At 29.7% G+C, this 14,831-nt stretch carries 22 protein-coding genes and 2 pseudogenes; 23 read left to right on the forward strand and 1 reads right to left on the reverse strand.

Annotated elements, in window-relative coordinates; translation table 11 throughout:
• The first annotated feature begins 18 nt into the window (after positions 1 to 18).
• From J4N46_RS12920 to J4N46_RS01950, 10 genes are all read left to right on the forward strand, one after another.
• Positions 19 to 597: an RHS repeat-associated core domain-containing protein gene (locus J4N46_RS12920; protein WP_317194282.1), complete on the forward strand. Its 579-nt coding sequence runs from the start codon at positions 19 to 21 to the stop codon at positions 595 to 597.
• 9 nt (positions 598 to 606) lie between these two features.
• Entirely contained in the window at positions 607 to 1,035 is a 429-nt protein-coding gene (locus tag J4N46_RS01910) for a hypothetical protein (protein ID WP_208057865.1), read from the forward strand.
• Between the two features lie 47 nt (positions 1,036 to 1,082).
• Positions 1,083 to 1,727, forward strand: a complete 645-nt coding sequence (locus J4N46_RS12610; RefSeq protein WP_317194283.1) for an RHS repeat-associated core domain-containing protein — start codon at positions 1,083 to 1,085, stop codon at positions 1,725 to 1,727.
• Entirely contained in the window at positions 1,700 to 2,185 is a 486-nt protein-coding gene (locus J4N46_RS01920) for a hypothetical protein (RefSeq protein ID WP_208057868.1), read from the forward strand. The genes J4N46_RS12610 and J4N46_RS01920 overlap by 28 nt, the downstream gene beginning before the upstream one ends.
• Before the next feature lie 442 nt (positions 2,186 to 2,627).
• A complete protein-coding gene (locus J4N46_RS01925; RefSeq protein WP_208057871.1) occupies positions 2,628 to 2,873 on the forward strand; it encodes a hypothetical protein in 246 nt (81 codons plus the stop codon).
• Between the two features lie 5 nt (positions 2,874 to 2,878).
• Positions 2,879 to 3,184, forward strand: a complete 306-nt coding sequence (locus J4N46_RS01930) for a hypothetical protein (RefSeq protein ID WP_208057873.1) — start codon at positions 2,879 to 2,881, stop codon at positions 3,182 to 3,184.
• 175 nt (positions 3,185 to 3,359) lie between these two features.
• Positions 3,360 to 3,953, forward strand: coding sequence for an RHS repeat-associated core domain-containing protein (locus tag J4N46_RS12925; RefSeq protein WP_317194287.1), 594 nt, complete (start codon positions 3,360 to 3,362; stop codon positions 3,951 to 3,953).
• Between the two features lie 5 nt (positions 3,954 to 3,958).
• Positions 3,959 to 4,807 (forward strand): hypothetical protein, encoded by an 849-nt coding sequence (locus tag J4N46_RS01940; protein ID WP_009415008.1) that lies wholly within the window; start codon positions 3,959 to 3,961, stop codon positions 4,805 to 4,807.
• A gap of 545 nt (positions 4,808 to 5,352) precedes the next feature.
• On the forward strand, positions 5,353 to 5,610 hold the full coding sequence (locus J4N46_RS01945) for a DUF3289 family protein (protein WP_208057875.1): 258 nt from the start codon (positions 5,353 to 5,355) through the stop codon (positions 5,608 to 5,610).
• Positions 5,607 to 6,116, forward strand: coding sequence for a hypothetical protein (locus J4N46_RS01950; protein WP_208057877.1), 510 nt, complete (start codon positions 5,607 to 5,609; stop codon positions 6,114 to 6,116). Before J4N46_RS01945 ends, J4N46_RS01950 begins: the two co-directional genes overlap by 4 nt.
• Before the next feature lie 122 nt (positions 6,117 to 6,238).
• Here the strand turns inward: J4N46_RS01950 and J4N46_RS01955 are convergent, their stop codons facing one another.
• Positions 6,239 to 6,475 carry a hypothetical protein gene (locus tag J4N46_RS01955; RefSeq protein ID WP_208057880.1) on the reverse strand — a complete coding sequence of 79 codons (237 nt, stop codon included), beginning with the start codon at positions 6,473 to 6,475 and terminating at the stop codon, positions 6,239 to 6,241.
• 193 nt (positions 6,476 to 6,668) lie between these two features.
• Between J4N46_RS01955 and J4N46_RS01960 the strand changes: the two genes are divergently transcribed.
• The 13 genes and pseudogenes from J4N46_RS01960 (at position 6,669) to J4N46_RS02020 (ending at position 14,818) form a co-directional block, all read left to right on the forward strand.
• On the forward strand, positions 6,669 to 7,244 hold the full coding sequence (locus tag J4N46_RS01960; protein WP_208057883.1) for a hypothetical protein: 576 nt from the start codon (positions 6,669 to 6,671) through the stop codon (positions 7,242 to 7,244).
• Between the two features lie 482 nt (positions 7,245 to 7,726).
• Positions 7,727 to 8,314, forward strand: a complete 588-nt coding sequence (locus J4N46_RS01965; RefSeq protein ID WP_208057885.1) for a hypothetical protein — start codon at positions 7,727 to 7,729, stop codon at positions 8,312 to 8,314.
• A 380-nt stretch (positions 8,315 to 8,694) separates the two neighbouring features.
• Positions 8,695 to 9,150, forward strand: a complete 456-nt coding sequence (locus J4N46_RS01970; RefSeq protein ID WP_208057886.1) for a hypothetical protein — start codon at positions 8,695 to 8,697, stop codon at positions 9,148 to 9,150.
• Between the two features lie 271 nt (positions 9,151 to 9,421).
• Positions 9,422 to 9,568, forward strand: coding sequence for a hypothetical protein (locus J4N46_RS01975; protein WP_208058026.1), 147 nt, complete (start codon positions 9,422 to 9,424; stop codon positions 9,566 to 9,568).
• A 40-nt stretch (positions 9,569 to 9,608) separates the two neighbouring features.
• Positions 9,609 to 10,259, forward strand: coding sequence for an SH3 domain-containing protein (locus tag J4N46_RS01980; RefSeq protein ID WP_208057889.1), 651 nt, complete (start codon positions 9,609 to 9,611; stop codon positions 10,257 to 10,259).
• Positions 10,256 to 10,648, forward strand: coding sequence for a hypothetical protein (locus tag J4N46_RS01985; RefSeq protein ID WP_208057892.1), 393 nt, complete (start codon positions 10,256 to 10,258; stop codon positions 10,646 to 10,648). Before J4N46_RS01980 ends, J4N46_RS01985 begins: the two co-directional genes overlap by 4 nt.
• On the forward strand, positions 10,645 to 11,178 hold the full coding sequence (locus J4N46_RS01990) for a hypothetical protein (protein ID WP_208057894.1): 534 nt from the start codon (positions 10,645 to 10,647) through the stop codon (positions 11,176 to 11,178). The genes J4N46_RS01985 and J4N46_RS01990 overlap by 4 nt, the downstream gene beginning before the upstream one ends.
• Before the next feature lie 17 nt (positions 11,179 to 11,195).
• The gene (locus tag J4N46_RS01995) at positions 11,196 to 11,735 is read left to right on the forward strand and encodes a hypothetical protein (RefSeq protein ID WP_208057896.1); all 540 of its coding nucleotides are present in this window, start codon (positions 11,196 to 11,198) and stop codon (positions 11,733 to 11,735) included.
• Between the two features lie 364 nt (positions 11,736 to 12,099).
• Positions 12,100 to 12,603: a hypothetical protein gene (locus tag J4N46_RS02000; protein WP_009416133.1), complete on the forward strand. Its 504-nt coding sequence runs from the start codon at positions 12,100 to 12,102 to the stop codon at positions 12,601 to 12,603.
• A gap of 172 nt (positions 12,604 to 12,775) precedes the next feature.
• Positions 12,776 to 12,937 (forward strand): annotated as a pseudogene (locus J4N46_RS02005) (IS1595 family transposase); the annotation flags it as partial.
• Positions 12,938 to 12,967: 30 nt separating this feature from the next.
• Positions 12,968 to 13,690, forward strand: a complete 723-nt coding sequence (locus J4N46_RS02010) for a hypothetical protein (protein ID WP_208057904.1) — start codon at positions 12,968 to 12,970, stop codon at positions 13,688 to 13,690.
• A 605-nt stretch (positions 13,691 to 14,295) separates the two neighbouring features.
• Positions 14,296 to 14,484, forward strand: a pseudogene (locus J4N46_RS13000) (IS1595 family transposase); the annotation flags it as partial.
• Between the two features lie 91 nt (positions 14,485 to 14,575).
• Positions 14,576 to 14,818, forward strand: a complete 243-nt coding sequence (locus tag J4N46_RS02020) for a FeoA family protein (protein WP_208057906.1) — start codon at positions 14,576 to 14,578, stop codon at positions 14,816 to 14,818.
• Positions 14,819 to 14,831: the final 13 nt, after the last annotated feature.

The following is a 14,831-nucleotide window of genomic DNA, read 5'->3' on the forward strand; positions in this document are numbered from 1 at the left end:
TAATGAAGAGGGGAAAAGGTGTGGGCACGAGAATTAGACCTTTATGGGAATGCTATTGCTGGTGATAGCTCGTTTATTCCTTTCTTATACCAAGGACAGTATTATGATGAGGAGATTGGGTTAGCTTATAATAGGTTTAGGTATTACTCACCTGAAAGCGGTACTTATATTAGCCAAGACCCGATTGGATTAGCAGGGAATAATCCTAATTTCTATGGGTATACCTTTGATTGTAATACTGAGGTGGATGTTTGGGGGTTAACGATTGGAGATAGAACATTTAAATATGTAATTCAACAAGGGGATTCGAACGGAGGGTGGGTGCATATTGATCTAAGACATGTCAGTGGAGGGCACTCTAGAGGTGAAGGTGATTTATTTACGAGAGGTACAACAAGAGATCATTTGGAAAAAGCTGCAAATAAAATTGTAAAAAAAGGTAAAAGAATAACTAAGGATATAACTAAGAAAATGCAATCTTTTGAAATGAAAATCAAAATAAAAGGAAATAAGAAAGAGTTTGTCAGAGTTTATGTTGACACCATTGAAAAGAAAATAATTACAATATTCCCTGCTAGAGGAAATGGAAATCACTAAAAATATTATATGACTATTAAATTTGATATTGCATCAACATACGATGAAAAAATTTCTGAATTTGAATTAGGAGATATAACTATTCAGCAATCGGAATTTATTATAACAAGCAAAAGGGACAAAGCCCCCTATCAAAATTTTATGCTTTTCCCTACACTGACTAATTTTCTGTATAGTCTGAGAGATAGCATTTCTAAAAATCAAAAGAATATTACGTTTACAGCGTTAGATTCTTCTTTTGAATTTCATTTAGAAATTTATGAAAATATGATTATTTTAGATAAGAAAATAGAAGTCCCTCTCAATATTTTTTTGAATACTGTATATGGAGCTTCAATGAGTTTATATTTAAATTATAAAGGAAAAGTAGATAATAGTAATGGTATTTTAGATGAATTTAAAACAGAATTAGGTAGTTTTAAAAGAATTTTATTCTAAAAGTGAGTTTTTTATCAATAAGGGGCGTATGATGAAAATGGGAAAAGGTGTGGGCACGAGAATTAGACCTTTACGGGAATGCTATTGCTGGTGATAGCTCGTTTATTCCTTTCTTATACCAAGGACAGTATTATGATGAGGAAATAGGGTTAGCTTATAATAGGTTTAGGTATTACTCGCCTGAGAGCGGTACATATATTAGTCAAGACCCGATAAGGCTGGCAGGGAATAATCCCAATTTCTATGGGTATACCTTTGATTGTAATACTGAGGTGGATGTTTTGGGGTTAAATATTCTTGATGATATTTTAGCTAATCCTGCTTCAGTGTGGGGAAAAAGTGCAAAAGAGTTAGAGGATGAAATAAATAAGACAGAAGGAATTAATGCTTCTACCAACAAAACGACTAAAGGTTCAAAAAAAGCAGATAAAGTTTCGATTAATGGGAAGTCCCAAATTTCTCAAATTCAGGTACATCCAGGAGGTGGTAGACATACTGAGGGACCATATTATAAAATATCAACTAGTTCAAAAGGAACAATAAAAGTTATAGATCCAACAGATTATAAATATCAAGGAGACAATTGTCTTTTCTATGATTATAATGGTAATAGAGGACATTTTATAGAAAATGGAATAGATGAAAAAGGTAAAACTACATATATTTGGCAGGAGTTAGAACACAATCATTAAGAGTTATGTCAAGAGATTTTTTTTGTCAAGAAATAAATCCAAATTATATAGGAAATATATGTTTGGAACAACCATTAGAAAGCCTTCAAGATGTATGGAAATATGGCTATAAGAATGGTATTTTAGATATAGAGTTATCTAATAATTTTTTCTTAAGGTTTTCATTTGATGAAAATCTTATTGTAAATATCAATTTATTTAAAAATAAAATTGCACAAATATCTGTTTTAAATAATTATTTAGGTAAATTTAAAGGTATAGGAATAGGAAGTACACTTGGAGAATTATTGAAAAAATACCCCAATATTATATATGATAATGATGAAAATTTTTTTATTATTCCTGAATATAAGAGTGTCTGTTTTTTCTTTGAAAATCCATATGAAAAGGAACAATTAGATAATAAAGTAGAGGAAATAACTTTGAACTCTTACGAACTTATAAAATATCCTTTTTAAATTTTATTAAAAACGTCCTATTTTATATGAATTTTTATCCGATACTTTAGGGCGGGATTGGGAAGCGGTTATCAGCAGTGGGGAGAACCTGCATCGCCACTATGCACCACTTCCTGATGAGGAAGAACTCACTGATATTCCTTTAGAAAGCACAGAAGGTTAGTGATTTTTGAAAAAAATAAAAGAGGTTGTTTGAAAGGTTTTGTTTTGTGAGGGCGATTTGCCAATCGCCCCTACAATGTGAATAAACATCCCCTCTTAACACATACTCAGCTGCGCCAGCTTGCGGACTTCCTTCAAAAGAGGGGTATGCCGCAGTAGTTCTTTTAAAGACTTTTTGGACAGCCTCCAGCAGGGGAAGTAATTGATAAGGAATGAGCGACACGCTCTTATTATAGTAGGCACGAGCTACAAGCTCGCGCCAGCAGGGGGTGGACAATGGATGATGCATGAATCTGCAATAAGAGGATTATCTCCTGAAGAGATTAAAGAAAAATTTAGTCTCCCTGAAGTGCCTACTCATAAAACAACAGTAGTTGTACCTGAAGGAACCAGAATCAGATCAGGAAAAATCAATCCTCTTTTAAGTTTTGGAGGAATAGACAAAAATGCAAAACAATTCCAATTATTAGAGCGTATCCCTGATGAGTGTTTCAAAAATACAAAACCTTTAAAAAAAGAGCATTAATCTGAATGGAAAAACAAAAAATAGATATTAGTAATCTTGAAGTACAGATACTTTTAAAGTGTAATGGTATTATTGTTAAATTATATAAGGTTCCTGCGGGATATACATGTAATAGAAATATAACAGGAGAAGATATTAAAGGAAATTTAATTTGGCAAGTTGAAGATATAAACCCACTTATAGATTCTCCCTTTACTAATATTAAGGTATATGATGGTAATTGGATAATAGCCTATAATTGGTCAGGTATCAACTATTATATTAATATAGAAACAGGAATTTGTGAAGTTATAAAAAGTAGACCTTGGTGATTATAAGAAACCAAGTTTTGTAATTCTTTTCACAAATTTAAAATTTTGTACCTTCAGTAAGATCAATTGTACAGTATGCAGGAACGCCGTATGAGGCGTATGATGAAGAGGGGAAAAGGTATGGGCGCGAGAATTAGATCTTTATGGAAATGCTATTGCTGGTGATAGCTCGTTTATTCCTTTCTTATACCAAGGACAGTATTATGATGAGGAGATTGGGTTAGCTTATAATAGGTTTAGGTATTACTCACCTGATTCAGGTACGTATATTAGCCAAGACCCGATAAGGTTGGCGGGGAATAATCCTAATTTCTATGGGTATACTTTTGATTGTAATACTGAGGTGGATGTTTTTGGACTTGCAGGTACAGGAGGGGCGTATATGATAAAACTTAGTGACGGTAAGATTTATGTTGGAAAAGGTGAAATTGGTCGTATGAATGAATCTATTGAGGAGAGAACAAATAAAGAAGTTGAAATAGATGGAAAAAAGCAAAAAAGAACTGTAGTGGGCAAGGCACATATGAGTACAAATGGAGATAATGAGTTAGGAAAAGCTGTTGAGTATAAAGCATTGGAAAATGAAGGAGCTTATGCTAAAAGTGGAAAAAATAAAGCTTATATACCAAAGGATAGATTAGAAAATTCTATTGTCACAGGTAGCACCGCATACAAGAATTTAACAAAAGATAAAAGATTAGAAGCTGATAGATTAGCTAAAGAATTAAGAGAAGAGTTAGATAAAGATATAAAGAAGAAACATCATTAAATTTTATGAATTTTGAATTAGATTTTACAAATAGTCTTAATGTCCCTTATAACTTATTGTTAGAGGGAGTTGCTTATGCAAAAAATAAGAGAATAAAATCTATTACTCTTAGGCAAGAAGGATTTGAAATTCCTGATATTGATTTATCAGCTTTGTCTCTATATCCTGATATTGAAACCCTTAACTTCTCTGTACGCATAGGAAAAAACTCTAATATTGATGGAATTTATATTCTTAAGCATTTAAAGCGTCTTTCGTATGCGGGGTATGATAGCATACCTTTAGATCATACTCAATTAACATCTATAACATATCTATACACTCATTTTTCTAAAAATCATTTAGAAGGAAATGCAAGGTTTCAAAATCTAAACGATCTTGAAACCTTGCATTTATGGCATTTAAACCATACCGATTGTGTTTTTTTATCAGAAATAAATACATTAAAAAATTTAGAACTGACACACGGTTCACTTCCAACTATAGAGGGATTGCAATATTTACCTAATTTGGAGCATCTCAAACTTGACTATCTGCCAAAGTTGAAAGACATCAATGCTATTAATCAATGCGATAAAATTAGCTCTTTAACAATTCTTAGGAGTAAGAACATTTACCTGGAGTCTTTAAAAGAAAGTAATATTAAAAATTTATTTATTGATAAGGTTGATAATTTAGAATTTATAAAAGATTTTAATAGTTTAGAAAACCTTTATATTTATGATGATATAAAAAACGGAGACTTAAACCCTATTTTTTATAATAATTCTCTAAAAAAGATTGAAATATATAGCTATAAAAAGAAATATAATCGTACTGAAGAGCAGATAAAAGAATTTCTAAATAAAAAATAGTTGATGAGTAGTCCTTCAATATATAAATACTTATCAAGCGTGATCCTAATGTAGAGCGAATGATTTTTATCCGATACTTTAGGGCGGGATTGGGAAGATATTATCAGCAGTGGGGAGAACCTGCATCGCCACTATGCACCACTTCCTGATGAGGAAGAACTCACTGATATTCCTTTGGAAAGCACAGAAGGTTAGTGATTTTTGGAAAAAATTGAAACTACTTTTATAATCAGTTTTAAATAAAGAAGATACAGGAATTACAAGAAGATAAGATAATGATTTATTTTATTTGATTGTACCTATTTTCTGAGTAACTTCTAAATGCAAAGGTACAATATCTTGACAATATAACCAAAAAAAATTACCTTTGCACCGGCTTCTGAATTATGAATTGTGGGACGGGTGGGACAAATGGGACAAGTAGGAGAGAGAGAATTGTGAATTGTGAATTGGGCACAAGCTGCAAGCTTGCGCCAGCAGGGGGTGTGAGCCACACGGGTGATTATGGGACTTGTAGGACGGGGAGAGAATTGTGAATTTTGAATTTGGCACAAGCTGCAAGCTTGCGCCAGCGGGGGGGGACACTTGTGTTCCGAATCATTGACCATTTTGGGTTGGATGTAGCTGATATAGAAAGCTATGGTAGTGCGAGTAAAATTATTAAAAAAAATTGGAAAGTAGCAGCATTAGCAAGTGATATGGCACGAGGCTTTTGTGCTTGGTTTATTTTACAACATTTACGAGGTTATAAACCTTTCATTACAATAATGGAAAAAGAACAAATCTTAAAATTTAAGATATGAGAGTATTGATATTAATGATTTTAGCGTTTGGATTTTTATCTTGTGATAGTTATGACCCAAGTAAGCCAACGACTTTTTGTAAAATTAAAGGAAAGGAAATTTCATATATTATTAACAATCCTCCTGATGATACATTAGCTTTAAAAATAGAAGTTGAAAAATTTATTTATAGTAAATTTTCAGCTGACTCTATAAGAAAAGAAGATAGAACCTTTCATTTTTATAAAGCAGATAAATATTTAACTTGTGATTTTGAAGAAGGAAAACCTTACAAAATTGTACCTTGGCATATGACCTTGGATACCATTCAAGATTTGAGAAACCATATACAAAATAAAATTATTAGGTTTGCTGTGTATTGTAGAGAAGATGGTACAGGTTTTTATCGTTACGATTTCGATTATACTATGAAAGGTGAAGAACTTTATACAGAACATATATTCAGAGATTTTAACAATATAGATTCTTTATTTGAAGCAAAACAAAAAGAGTATGGTATTAAATAGTTCAGGTTTCTGTGCTTGGTTTATTTTACAGCATTTAAGAAGGTATAAGCCATTTATAACAAAAAACGTGTTTAAACTTTTTTGAGGAACTTGGAGATAAACCCTAATAGGAGCATTCCAATTCAAGTTACATCAAGATACTCATATCTCATTATCAAACCTTTATATCCGTCAAGCCAACCATTTGCTTGTTCAATCTTAAACCTATTTTTGTACAATTCTTCATCAAAATAAACATCTGGTTGCTTTCCTTTATTAAAGCTAAACCTTCTTTTTTCTACACTTAAAAAGAGAATAATCCAATTATTTATTGTATCTTTGCCCAAAGTTCCTGAATTTTGGTGTTCTTTTTTTCTCAAACACAAAATTACTAATTTTCGGGAACTTTTATTATAAGAAAAAGTTTAAACAGCTTCTATAATTTAAATTCAAATGATGAAAGTCTTTCTGAAGATAGTAAAATTAAACTAATAACAAAAAGAGTTAAAGGCACTGAGAAAGGGTATGAAAATAGAAAAAAACATTTTGATTCAATAAAAAAAGCAATTAATTATGACAAAAATAAATGTCCTACTATTTAGTTTTTTTTCTTTGATATATTCTATCAGTGTTCACGCTCAAGAGAAAGATGATGGTTCTTTTCGCTATTTGGCAAAACATCAACCTGAGTTGTTTAGGGATAAAGATTTTTCAATAACCTCAAAAAAACTGCATAAGACCATTCGTTTTAAGATTTCTCTTAAAGAGGCTAAGGGGGATGATTACGATATTCTGGTGCATTTTCCTAAGAAAGAGAACCCGTGGTTGGCAAAAGATGTACAAATTATAAATGACTGTACATCATGGAGTATAGGATATATTAGCGCAACTGTAACATTTAATAAAAGACATATCTATATTATCCTTACGTATGGTCAACCTAAACCACTTGGTCACGTATTGGTATTTACAAAGAACCATAAAGGACTGTATTATTTAGAAAAAAAACAGTATTTTTATCACAATGATGGAGTTGATATATGGTATACCACAAAAACAAGAGAGCAGCGGATGGAAAGAACCAGTAGAGATGAATATAAAGATGTGCCTATTCGCTGGTATAAACCTGTGAAAGATAAACAAAAATGACTAACTACATGACAAAAATTGATAAACATTGATTTTAAGATAGTTAATTCCCGAAATTAATATCCTTGATCACTAGTGTCCCATTAAAAATATAAAATGTTTTTTTAAATATTTGATATATAGTTAGTTGCAAAGGTTTTTAAATAGAACGGATTTGATTTTATTTAATTTTTATCTTTGCAGATATTAAGAAATCAGTTCATGAATCAATCTAAAAACGTGTTTAAACTTTTTTGAGGAACTTGGAGATAAACCCTAATAGGAGCATTCCAATCTAAGTTATATCAAGAAAATAAACATCTGGTTGCTCTCCATTATTAAAGCTAAACCTTCTTTTTTACACTTAAAAAGGGAATAATCCATTTATTTATTGTATCTTTGCCTAAAGTTCCTGAATTTTGGTGTTCTTTTTTTTTCAAACACAAAATTACTAATTTTCGGGAACTTTTATTTTATTATAAGAAAAAGTTTAAACAGCTTCAATGAGAATAGTTTTAAATATAGTTTTATATTTGGGGATTTGTAATATCATTATATCAAAAGAATCTTTCTTTATAGAGAGCTATAAAGAAAATATTAAACAGACGAGAGATACTATAGATCTGTCATGTATAAATTTTTTAGACGAAAGGAATAAAAAGGATAGTATTTCATTATCTGATTTGGGTCAGGGAGAGTTATTTCCAAGTTATAGTGGGGAAATTAAGCAAGGTTTTTTTTCTGTTAATTTTATAGGGAAAACAAAGAAAGAACGTTTTTTTTGGAGTATTTATAATAACAAAGGTTTTTTCAAAAATAACAACCCCTATTTGAAAAACTCCAGAGACATTGAAAAAATTATTAATAAAAGAAGAGGTAATTACTATATTTTAGTTGTGTTTTTAAGTAATAAATATATAAAACATATAGATAAAAATACTGGAGATTTTGAATTATCTAAAAATGCTGTTAATGAAATATATTTATATGAAAATAATCAGTGGAAATTTATAAAAAAAGAAAAAATTAATTTTTTAATTATTCCCTCCTTAAATTATTATGTAAATATAATAAATGAGTATAAAAAGTAGTTTGAGGTGTCAAAGTATTTTCATATATTTGCACTCTGAAAATTAATATATTATGGAATTATTCAAAGGACAAAGCCTCTTAGAGTTTACTGAACGCTTTAAAACAGACTTAGATTGCGAAGAATATCTAGCTTCAAGTCCGTGAAGCTATGAAATCCAGTGAATCGCATAAAATGAATGATAGCGTTTAGGTTGATGAATTTACCATAGGAGGAAAAGAGTAAGGAAAGGCAGTTTATACCAAAATTATGTACCTGCAAATGAGGCATATAAAGCAGCAATAAGATATATTCTAGGACAAGCAGAAGGGAGAGCTATACAAGTGGTTGTTGAGAAAAGAGATAAAGTAGAAGAATTAAGAACCTTAAAAAATTAATAAGATGAGTAAGATTATAAATTTAGTAACAATTGTTTTGTTATTTATTAGTTGCAACAACACTTCTAAGAAATTAGAGATGCTAAAAGAAGGCACATTTATTTATGAGAGAGAAAGAGTTTTTGAGAAAAAAAATATTACAGTTGAACAATCACAAATAGAAACGATAAGAGAAACTAAATATATTGTTGAAGAAAAAGTTATTTACGATAGTTTAGGTATCTTAGAAATATATGCTGGTGCTGCAGAAGGTTTTATCGTTTATTCAAGAGATAATGATTTTGGAAAATCTGTTATCAAAGAAGAAGGATATAGTAATAAAGTTCTAATAGATAAGAAGCAGGATTGCCTTATAGACGGAAAAGATACGATTAGGAACTTTGAAGTGTTTTTAAAAGATAGGCTTATAATGGTCTATCCTAAAGAAGGTAATAGAATTTATATATACAAATTTAAATAATTAATATATTGAGGTATCAAAATAATTTCATATATTTACGCTCTGAAAATTAATGTATTATGGAATTATTTAAGGGACAAAGCCTCTTAGAGTTTACTGAACGCTTTAAAACAAACTTAGATTGCGAAGAATTTTCCTACATTACATAAGGTAATACATCAAGTAACGTTTCCCAAAGTCAATTAGTATGTAACTAAATAGACGCCTCAAAAAGTAGTTATTCCAATAGCAAAATATTAAGAAGAATTTCAAAATAAAACAAGATAGAACAATGAACAATCTATTCACCCATTATCCTGTGAATTGGATAGACGGAATGAAGCTAAGCAGCAGGAAACACTCTTATTATACTAGGCACGAGCTAAAGTCGCTGAATACTTGGAAGCGAGTATGTGACTCGCGCCAGCAGGGGAAGTAGAGGAATCTAATTGGAATAACAAAAATATAGGAGAAACAAAATGGACTGGAAAATTATAATACTTTTTTTAATAGTAACTTTTAATAGCTATAGTCAGGAAGATAAAGAATTAATAACTTTTTTGTATCATAATGCAGAAAAAATAGACATTGAAGATGATGAGTTTGACAATATCTTATCAGAATGGGATTTTCGGAATTTATATTTGTCAAAAATGATAAAAATAACATTTGGAGATAATGATACAACAGCTCGTAAATTAAAAATATTAGAAAAGATCAGAGATAGTTTTTATAAACATGCTCTAAATGAAGTGAAAAATGAATATAGAACATATAATAATATTTCAGGACCCTATTTCGTTTATCTTGTAGAAAAAAAAGACAAAGAGGTCAAGGGAATATTAGAAAAGATTATAGCAGATACTACTATGAGACATGACAATAGGGAAGAGTTAAAATCTTTCCTAAAAGAATATGATACTCACTATTATATTAATGGAAAGAAAAGAAATATAGAAATAAAAAAAGAAGCAAATTCATCTTCCTATACTATAAGTAAGATAAGAAACGGAGAAGAAGTAAGAGTAGTTGAAGATGGAGACGAAGGCGATTGGTTATTAATTATAACAACAGATGGAATAAAAGGATATATTCATAAAAATAATATAAAAATAGAAATCATACAATGAGAAATATAACAAAAATAGATTTTGAAAAAAATGCTTTTAAAAGAAATGAAAATGATAAAATAAGATTAGCCGTTAAATCTACAATAGATGCGTTAAATTATTTTGATAAAGGAAGTAATGAAAAAGAGGATATTTCAAAAAGAACAATAGGATGGCATGGTATAGACATTTTTATTAAAAGAAAAGATGGAAAACTAACGCTTTTTCAGGAAAAACTATTTATCGAAGATAAGCATATAGATAATTTTTCACATCCAAAATACGGAAAGTGGAAAAACAATAAAACATTAGATAAGTCTATATTTGTTTCTGTATCAGTTCATAAAACTGAAAAAGGTTTGCCAACATTATTCTATAAAACAACAGAATTAGGTTATAAAGAATTATGAAGAAAAGTTTTATTATTTTATTACTATTAACTCAATGTATTATTTTTGCTCAGAATAAGAAGACATATTCCACAAAAGACATATACGAGTCTTGTTGTTGGAGTGAGTCAGATGATGGCGATAGCTATTATGTCGTTGATGAAGATATTATGGGTGATCATATTTATTTATGCATTAATACAGCAAATGGTTCATTAGGTACTCATAAATGTACTAATGTTATAAAAGAAAAATTAAAAAACAATCCTTTTTTAAAGATTAATAATCAAGTTATACAATTAGAGGAAATTGATAAAATTTATAGTTGTATACCTATGGTGCTTTGGTCTAAAAAACAGAATAACAACACCTATATCGCAATTGAATTATACACAATGTGTTATAGTAAATATTGCCACGATTATTATTATATCTTTGTATATATGGAAAAAGGAGTTGTTATGAATTCAAAAATAATTATGAGTGAGGGTACTTTTATTGATAGCTATACAAAAATCAAGCATTATATGCGTAATGGATTAAAATATTAATCTTTAAAAATAAAAAAATGAGATTTCTTTGTTTGTTTCTGTTTTTTAATATAGCATATTCACAGCAAAATGTGAGGTATGCTAAAATAGATTTGATTGATAATCCTCCCTATTGTTGGGGGCTTCTAAACGATTCTTTTGGCAGGTATGTGATAAATATCAAAGCATTAGATAATGACATCTATATGCTTATTGATACGAAGAATGATAGAAGGAGAGAGCCAGAGTGTTCTATCCCCAAACACAGTATAGACAACGGATATTTTCTAACCATCAATAAGCAGCAAGTGAGGTTTGACAAAACTGAGGAACTTGCATTAGACTATTGTATTCCTCTTGCTATATATTGCTCAAAAAACAAGAAGGATACTTATGTTGCTATTGAGATGGTTGTTGCTTGTTATATGAAGGATTGCGCGACTTGTAGCTATATTTTTGTGCATCTATATGACAATAAAGTTAAGGAAGTCAAAGCAATAGGAGAGCTAGACAACGAACTCACGGATAAGAAAATAAAGTCATATATGAGCAACAATGGTTTTAAGTTTTTAAAATAATGAACTTATTTATTTTATACGGATATAAATTCAGGAGGAACTAATGGAATTTCTTTTTTAAATGGAATGAATAATGTTTGGGAAAATTATTGAGTCATATTCAATTCTGGATTAAATAGTGAAAGAACTACAATTCATGAGTGTGGACATTCGTTATCTCTTCCTCATATTTTTCAAGAAGGTGGATTAAGTGAACATGTATTTTATCAAGGATATACAGATAATTATATGGACTATGATAGGAAGAAGGTAAATGCTCCTGATTCAAGCGATAATGATTTCAAAGGAAAGATGTATTCTTTTTTTAAATGGCAATGGGAAATAATGAGAAGAGATAGAAGTTTAATTTTTAATTATTAGTCTTATGAAGTATTTATTTTTATCTTATTATTTTTTTCTTTTTTGTACTAATTCTTGTGGTGTAACAGATATATATTACAATAAGAAATTTATTAAATTTAAAACAACTAAACATCAGGTTTCTAAAATAGCCTTCTATCACATTCCCTCTGATCGGCCTTTTAGTATAAATGATACAATCAATGGTATTTTTCTGACTAGAGATAGTGTTTGTTTATTTGAAAATATATATAAGGATACTCTTGTTATAGAATCAAATATTAAAAAAAGTATCACTAAAAATAATGAGTTTTTTTTTGAAAAGATACCTTACAAATATTTAGATAATAATAATTTTAATTTTTTAAATTATATACCTATTTGTGATGAGGAGTTTTTTTATATTGCATTATTTTTTAACAAGAATAACACAAATCCAGATATACTATGGTCTATAGATCGCAACTCACTTCCAGAAGACTTGAAGTTTGTGATGGAGTATTATGAGAAAATAAGAGGAAGTTTATAAACTTTATTCCCCTTTCTTCTCTACCAAATGCCTCAGCTCAGGGTCGTTGGTGATACGTTCTTTTTCGCGTTCAATGATTTCAACGACATCTAACTTTATTTGGCGGTAGTTGGCTTCTACCTGTTCTTTGGTGGTGTCGTTGCCGTTGGCATCGGTGAAGGAGAGGATTTGAGGTATATATTCTTGGGTATCAGAATTTAACTTAGACCGCTATTTAGCTGAGTATAGTTTTAGAATCAATCGCTCACAGAGCAAAGATACTATCTTTAACAATCTAATAAAAAGATTGATTGAAAGAAAACCTATTTTCCAATCTCAGTTGGTGTGTAGCTAAATAGACACCTCAATAAAATTGTAATAATATATGAGAAAAATAATAGTTATATTTATCATACTAACAGCAATGGTAATATCTATTTCTATTGCATTTGTTTTGTATTATAATCAAAAGAAAGCTATCTATTATGCTGAACACAGTTTGCTATATAAATATTGTATTGATAACTATAATGCAAATAATAGGAATTTTTTATATAATAAATTCTTAAGCACAGTAGCACAAAAAGATGATACTTTATATAATCTTCTCAAAAAAGAAAAAATAGTTTTTTTACCTTATCATGGGTTTATATGGAAACGTTCCCAAAACATTAAAAATTACATTGACAATAATGAGTATACCTTTTCTAAATTTTTATTTTCTGATAAGAATATTTATATACAAAAGGATGTAGAAGCGCCTATAACAAGTTATAAACCATCAGTAATCTATAAATACAAAAATAATATCTTTATTGAGGATACTCTATTTAATGATAAGTTATTAAGAAATAAATATGCAGAGATTATCAACTGTCCGTTACAAAATTTTAATGCTTATCTTAATAATAAAAAAATAGAAGATTTAAATGCATTAATTCTGATGCAGACTAATAAGATATACTTTATATATTCTGATTTTGACAAAGAAAGTGAGGAAATTATAGCACAGATTCTAAAAGATAATTACACTTCTACGAAAGATACATTTATAGTAAAAATCAATTATTATAATCTTAAAGATGCAGAATGTGTGTATATAAAATAAGCTCATTTTTATTCCTCTCAATCAATTATTCCCTATATAACTCCTATATACGCCCTATATAAATAAATTGCGTATATAGGGTAGTTATAGGATGTTAATAATTTATAATTATTCACAAATATTTGAAAAAAAATATTTGAGGTGTCAAAGTATTTTCATGTATTTGCACTCTGAAAATTAATGTATTATGAGATTGTTTAATGGATAAAACCTCTTATAGTTTACTGAACGCTTTAAAAAAGACTTAGATTGAGGGTGTCCAAAAAGTTTTATTTTAGCTTAAAACAAGCTTATTAATGAACAGAATATTTTGTAACTAATTGATTATTAACATCCCCCCTTAACACATACTCCGCTGCGCCAGCTCGCGGACTTCCTTCAAAAGGGGGGAGATGCCGAAGTAGTACTTTTAAAGATTTTTTGGACAGCTTCTTCCATAAAATGGGAAAAAGGGTATTGTTGCCGTAAAGTTATGAAATTAGTCGTCAGACTGCACATTATTTTATGCAAAAAGTCCGTGAAACTATGAAATCCAGTGAATCGCACAAAATGAATGATAGCGTTTAGGTTGATGAATTTACCATAGGAGAAAAAAGAGGAAGGAAATACACCAAGTAAAATCTTGGATACGAGGTATATATTCTTGGGTATCAGAGTTTAATATAGACCGATATTTAGCGGAATACAGTTTTAGAATTAATCGCTCACAAAATAAAGATACTATCTTTAACAAATTAATGAAAAGAATTGTAGAACGTTCTCCCGTTTCCCAAAGTCAATTAGCATGTAACTAAATAGATACCTCAATAATTTTACTTCATTAAACATCTATCATTAAACATTATTTTGTACCTTTGCGCTCAAATTAAGTCTAAATAAGGTGTTATGACTACACAATCATCTAAAAATCATACGGTTGCCGATCTTAAGAAAGGCGAAAAAGGCGTTATAGTTTCATTTGATGTAGATAAAATTCCCCTGAAATTGATTGAATTAGGCTGCTTTGTGGGTAGCGAAGTGGAAGTTCTGCAACGCGCTACTATGGGCGACCCTATCTATATCCGTATGAATGAGGCTTATTTATCTATACGAAAAGATATGGCTAAAGAGTTAGTCGTTAGTGATTAGTCGCTAATCGTTA

Source organism: Capnocytophaga bilenii, assembly GCF_017565765.1.
GTDB lineage: Bacteria > Bacteroidota > Bacteroidia > Flavobacteriales > Flavobacteriaceae > Capnocytophaga > Capnocytophaga bilenii.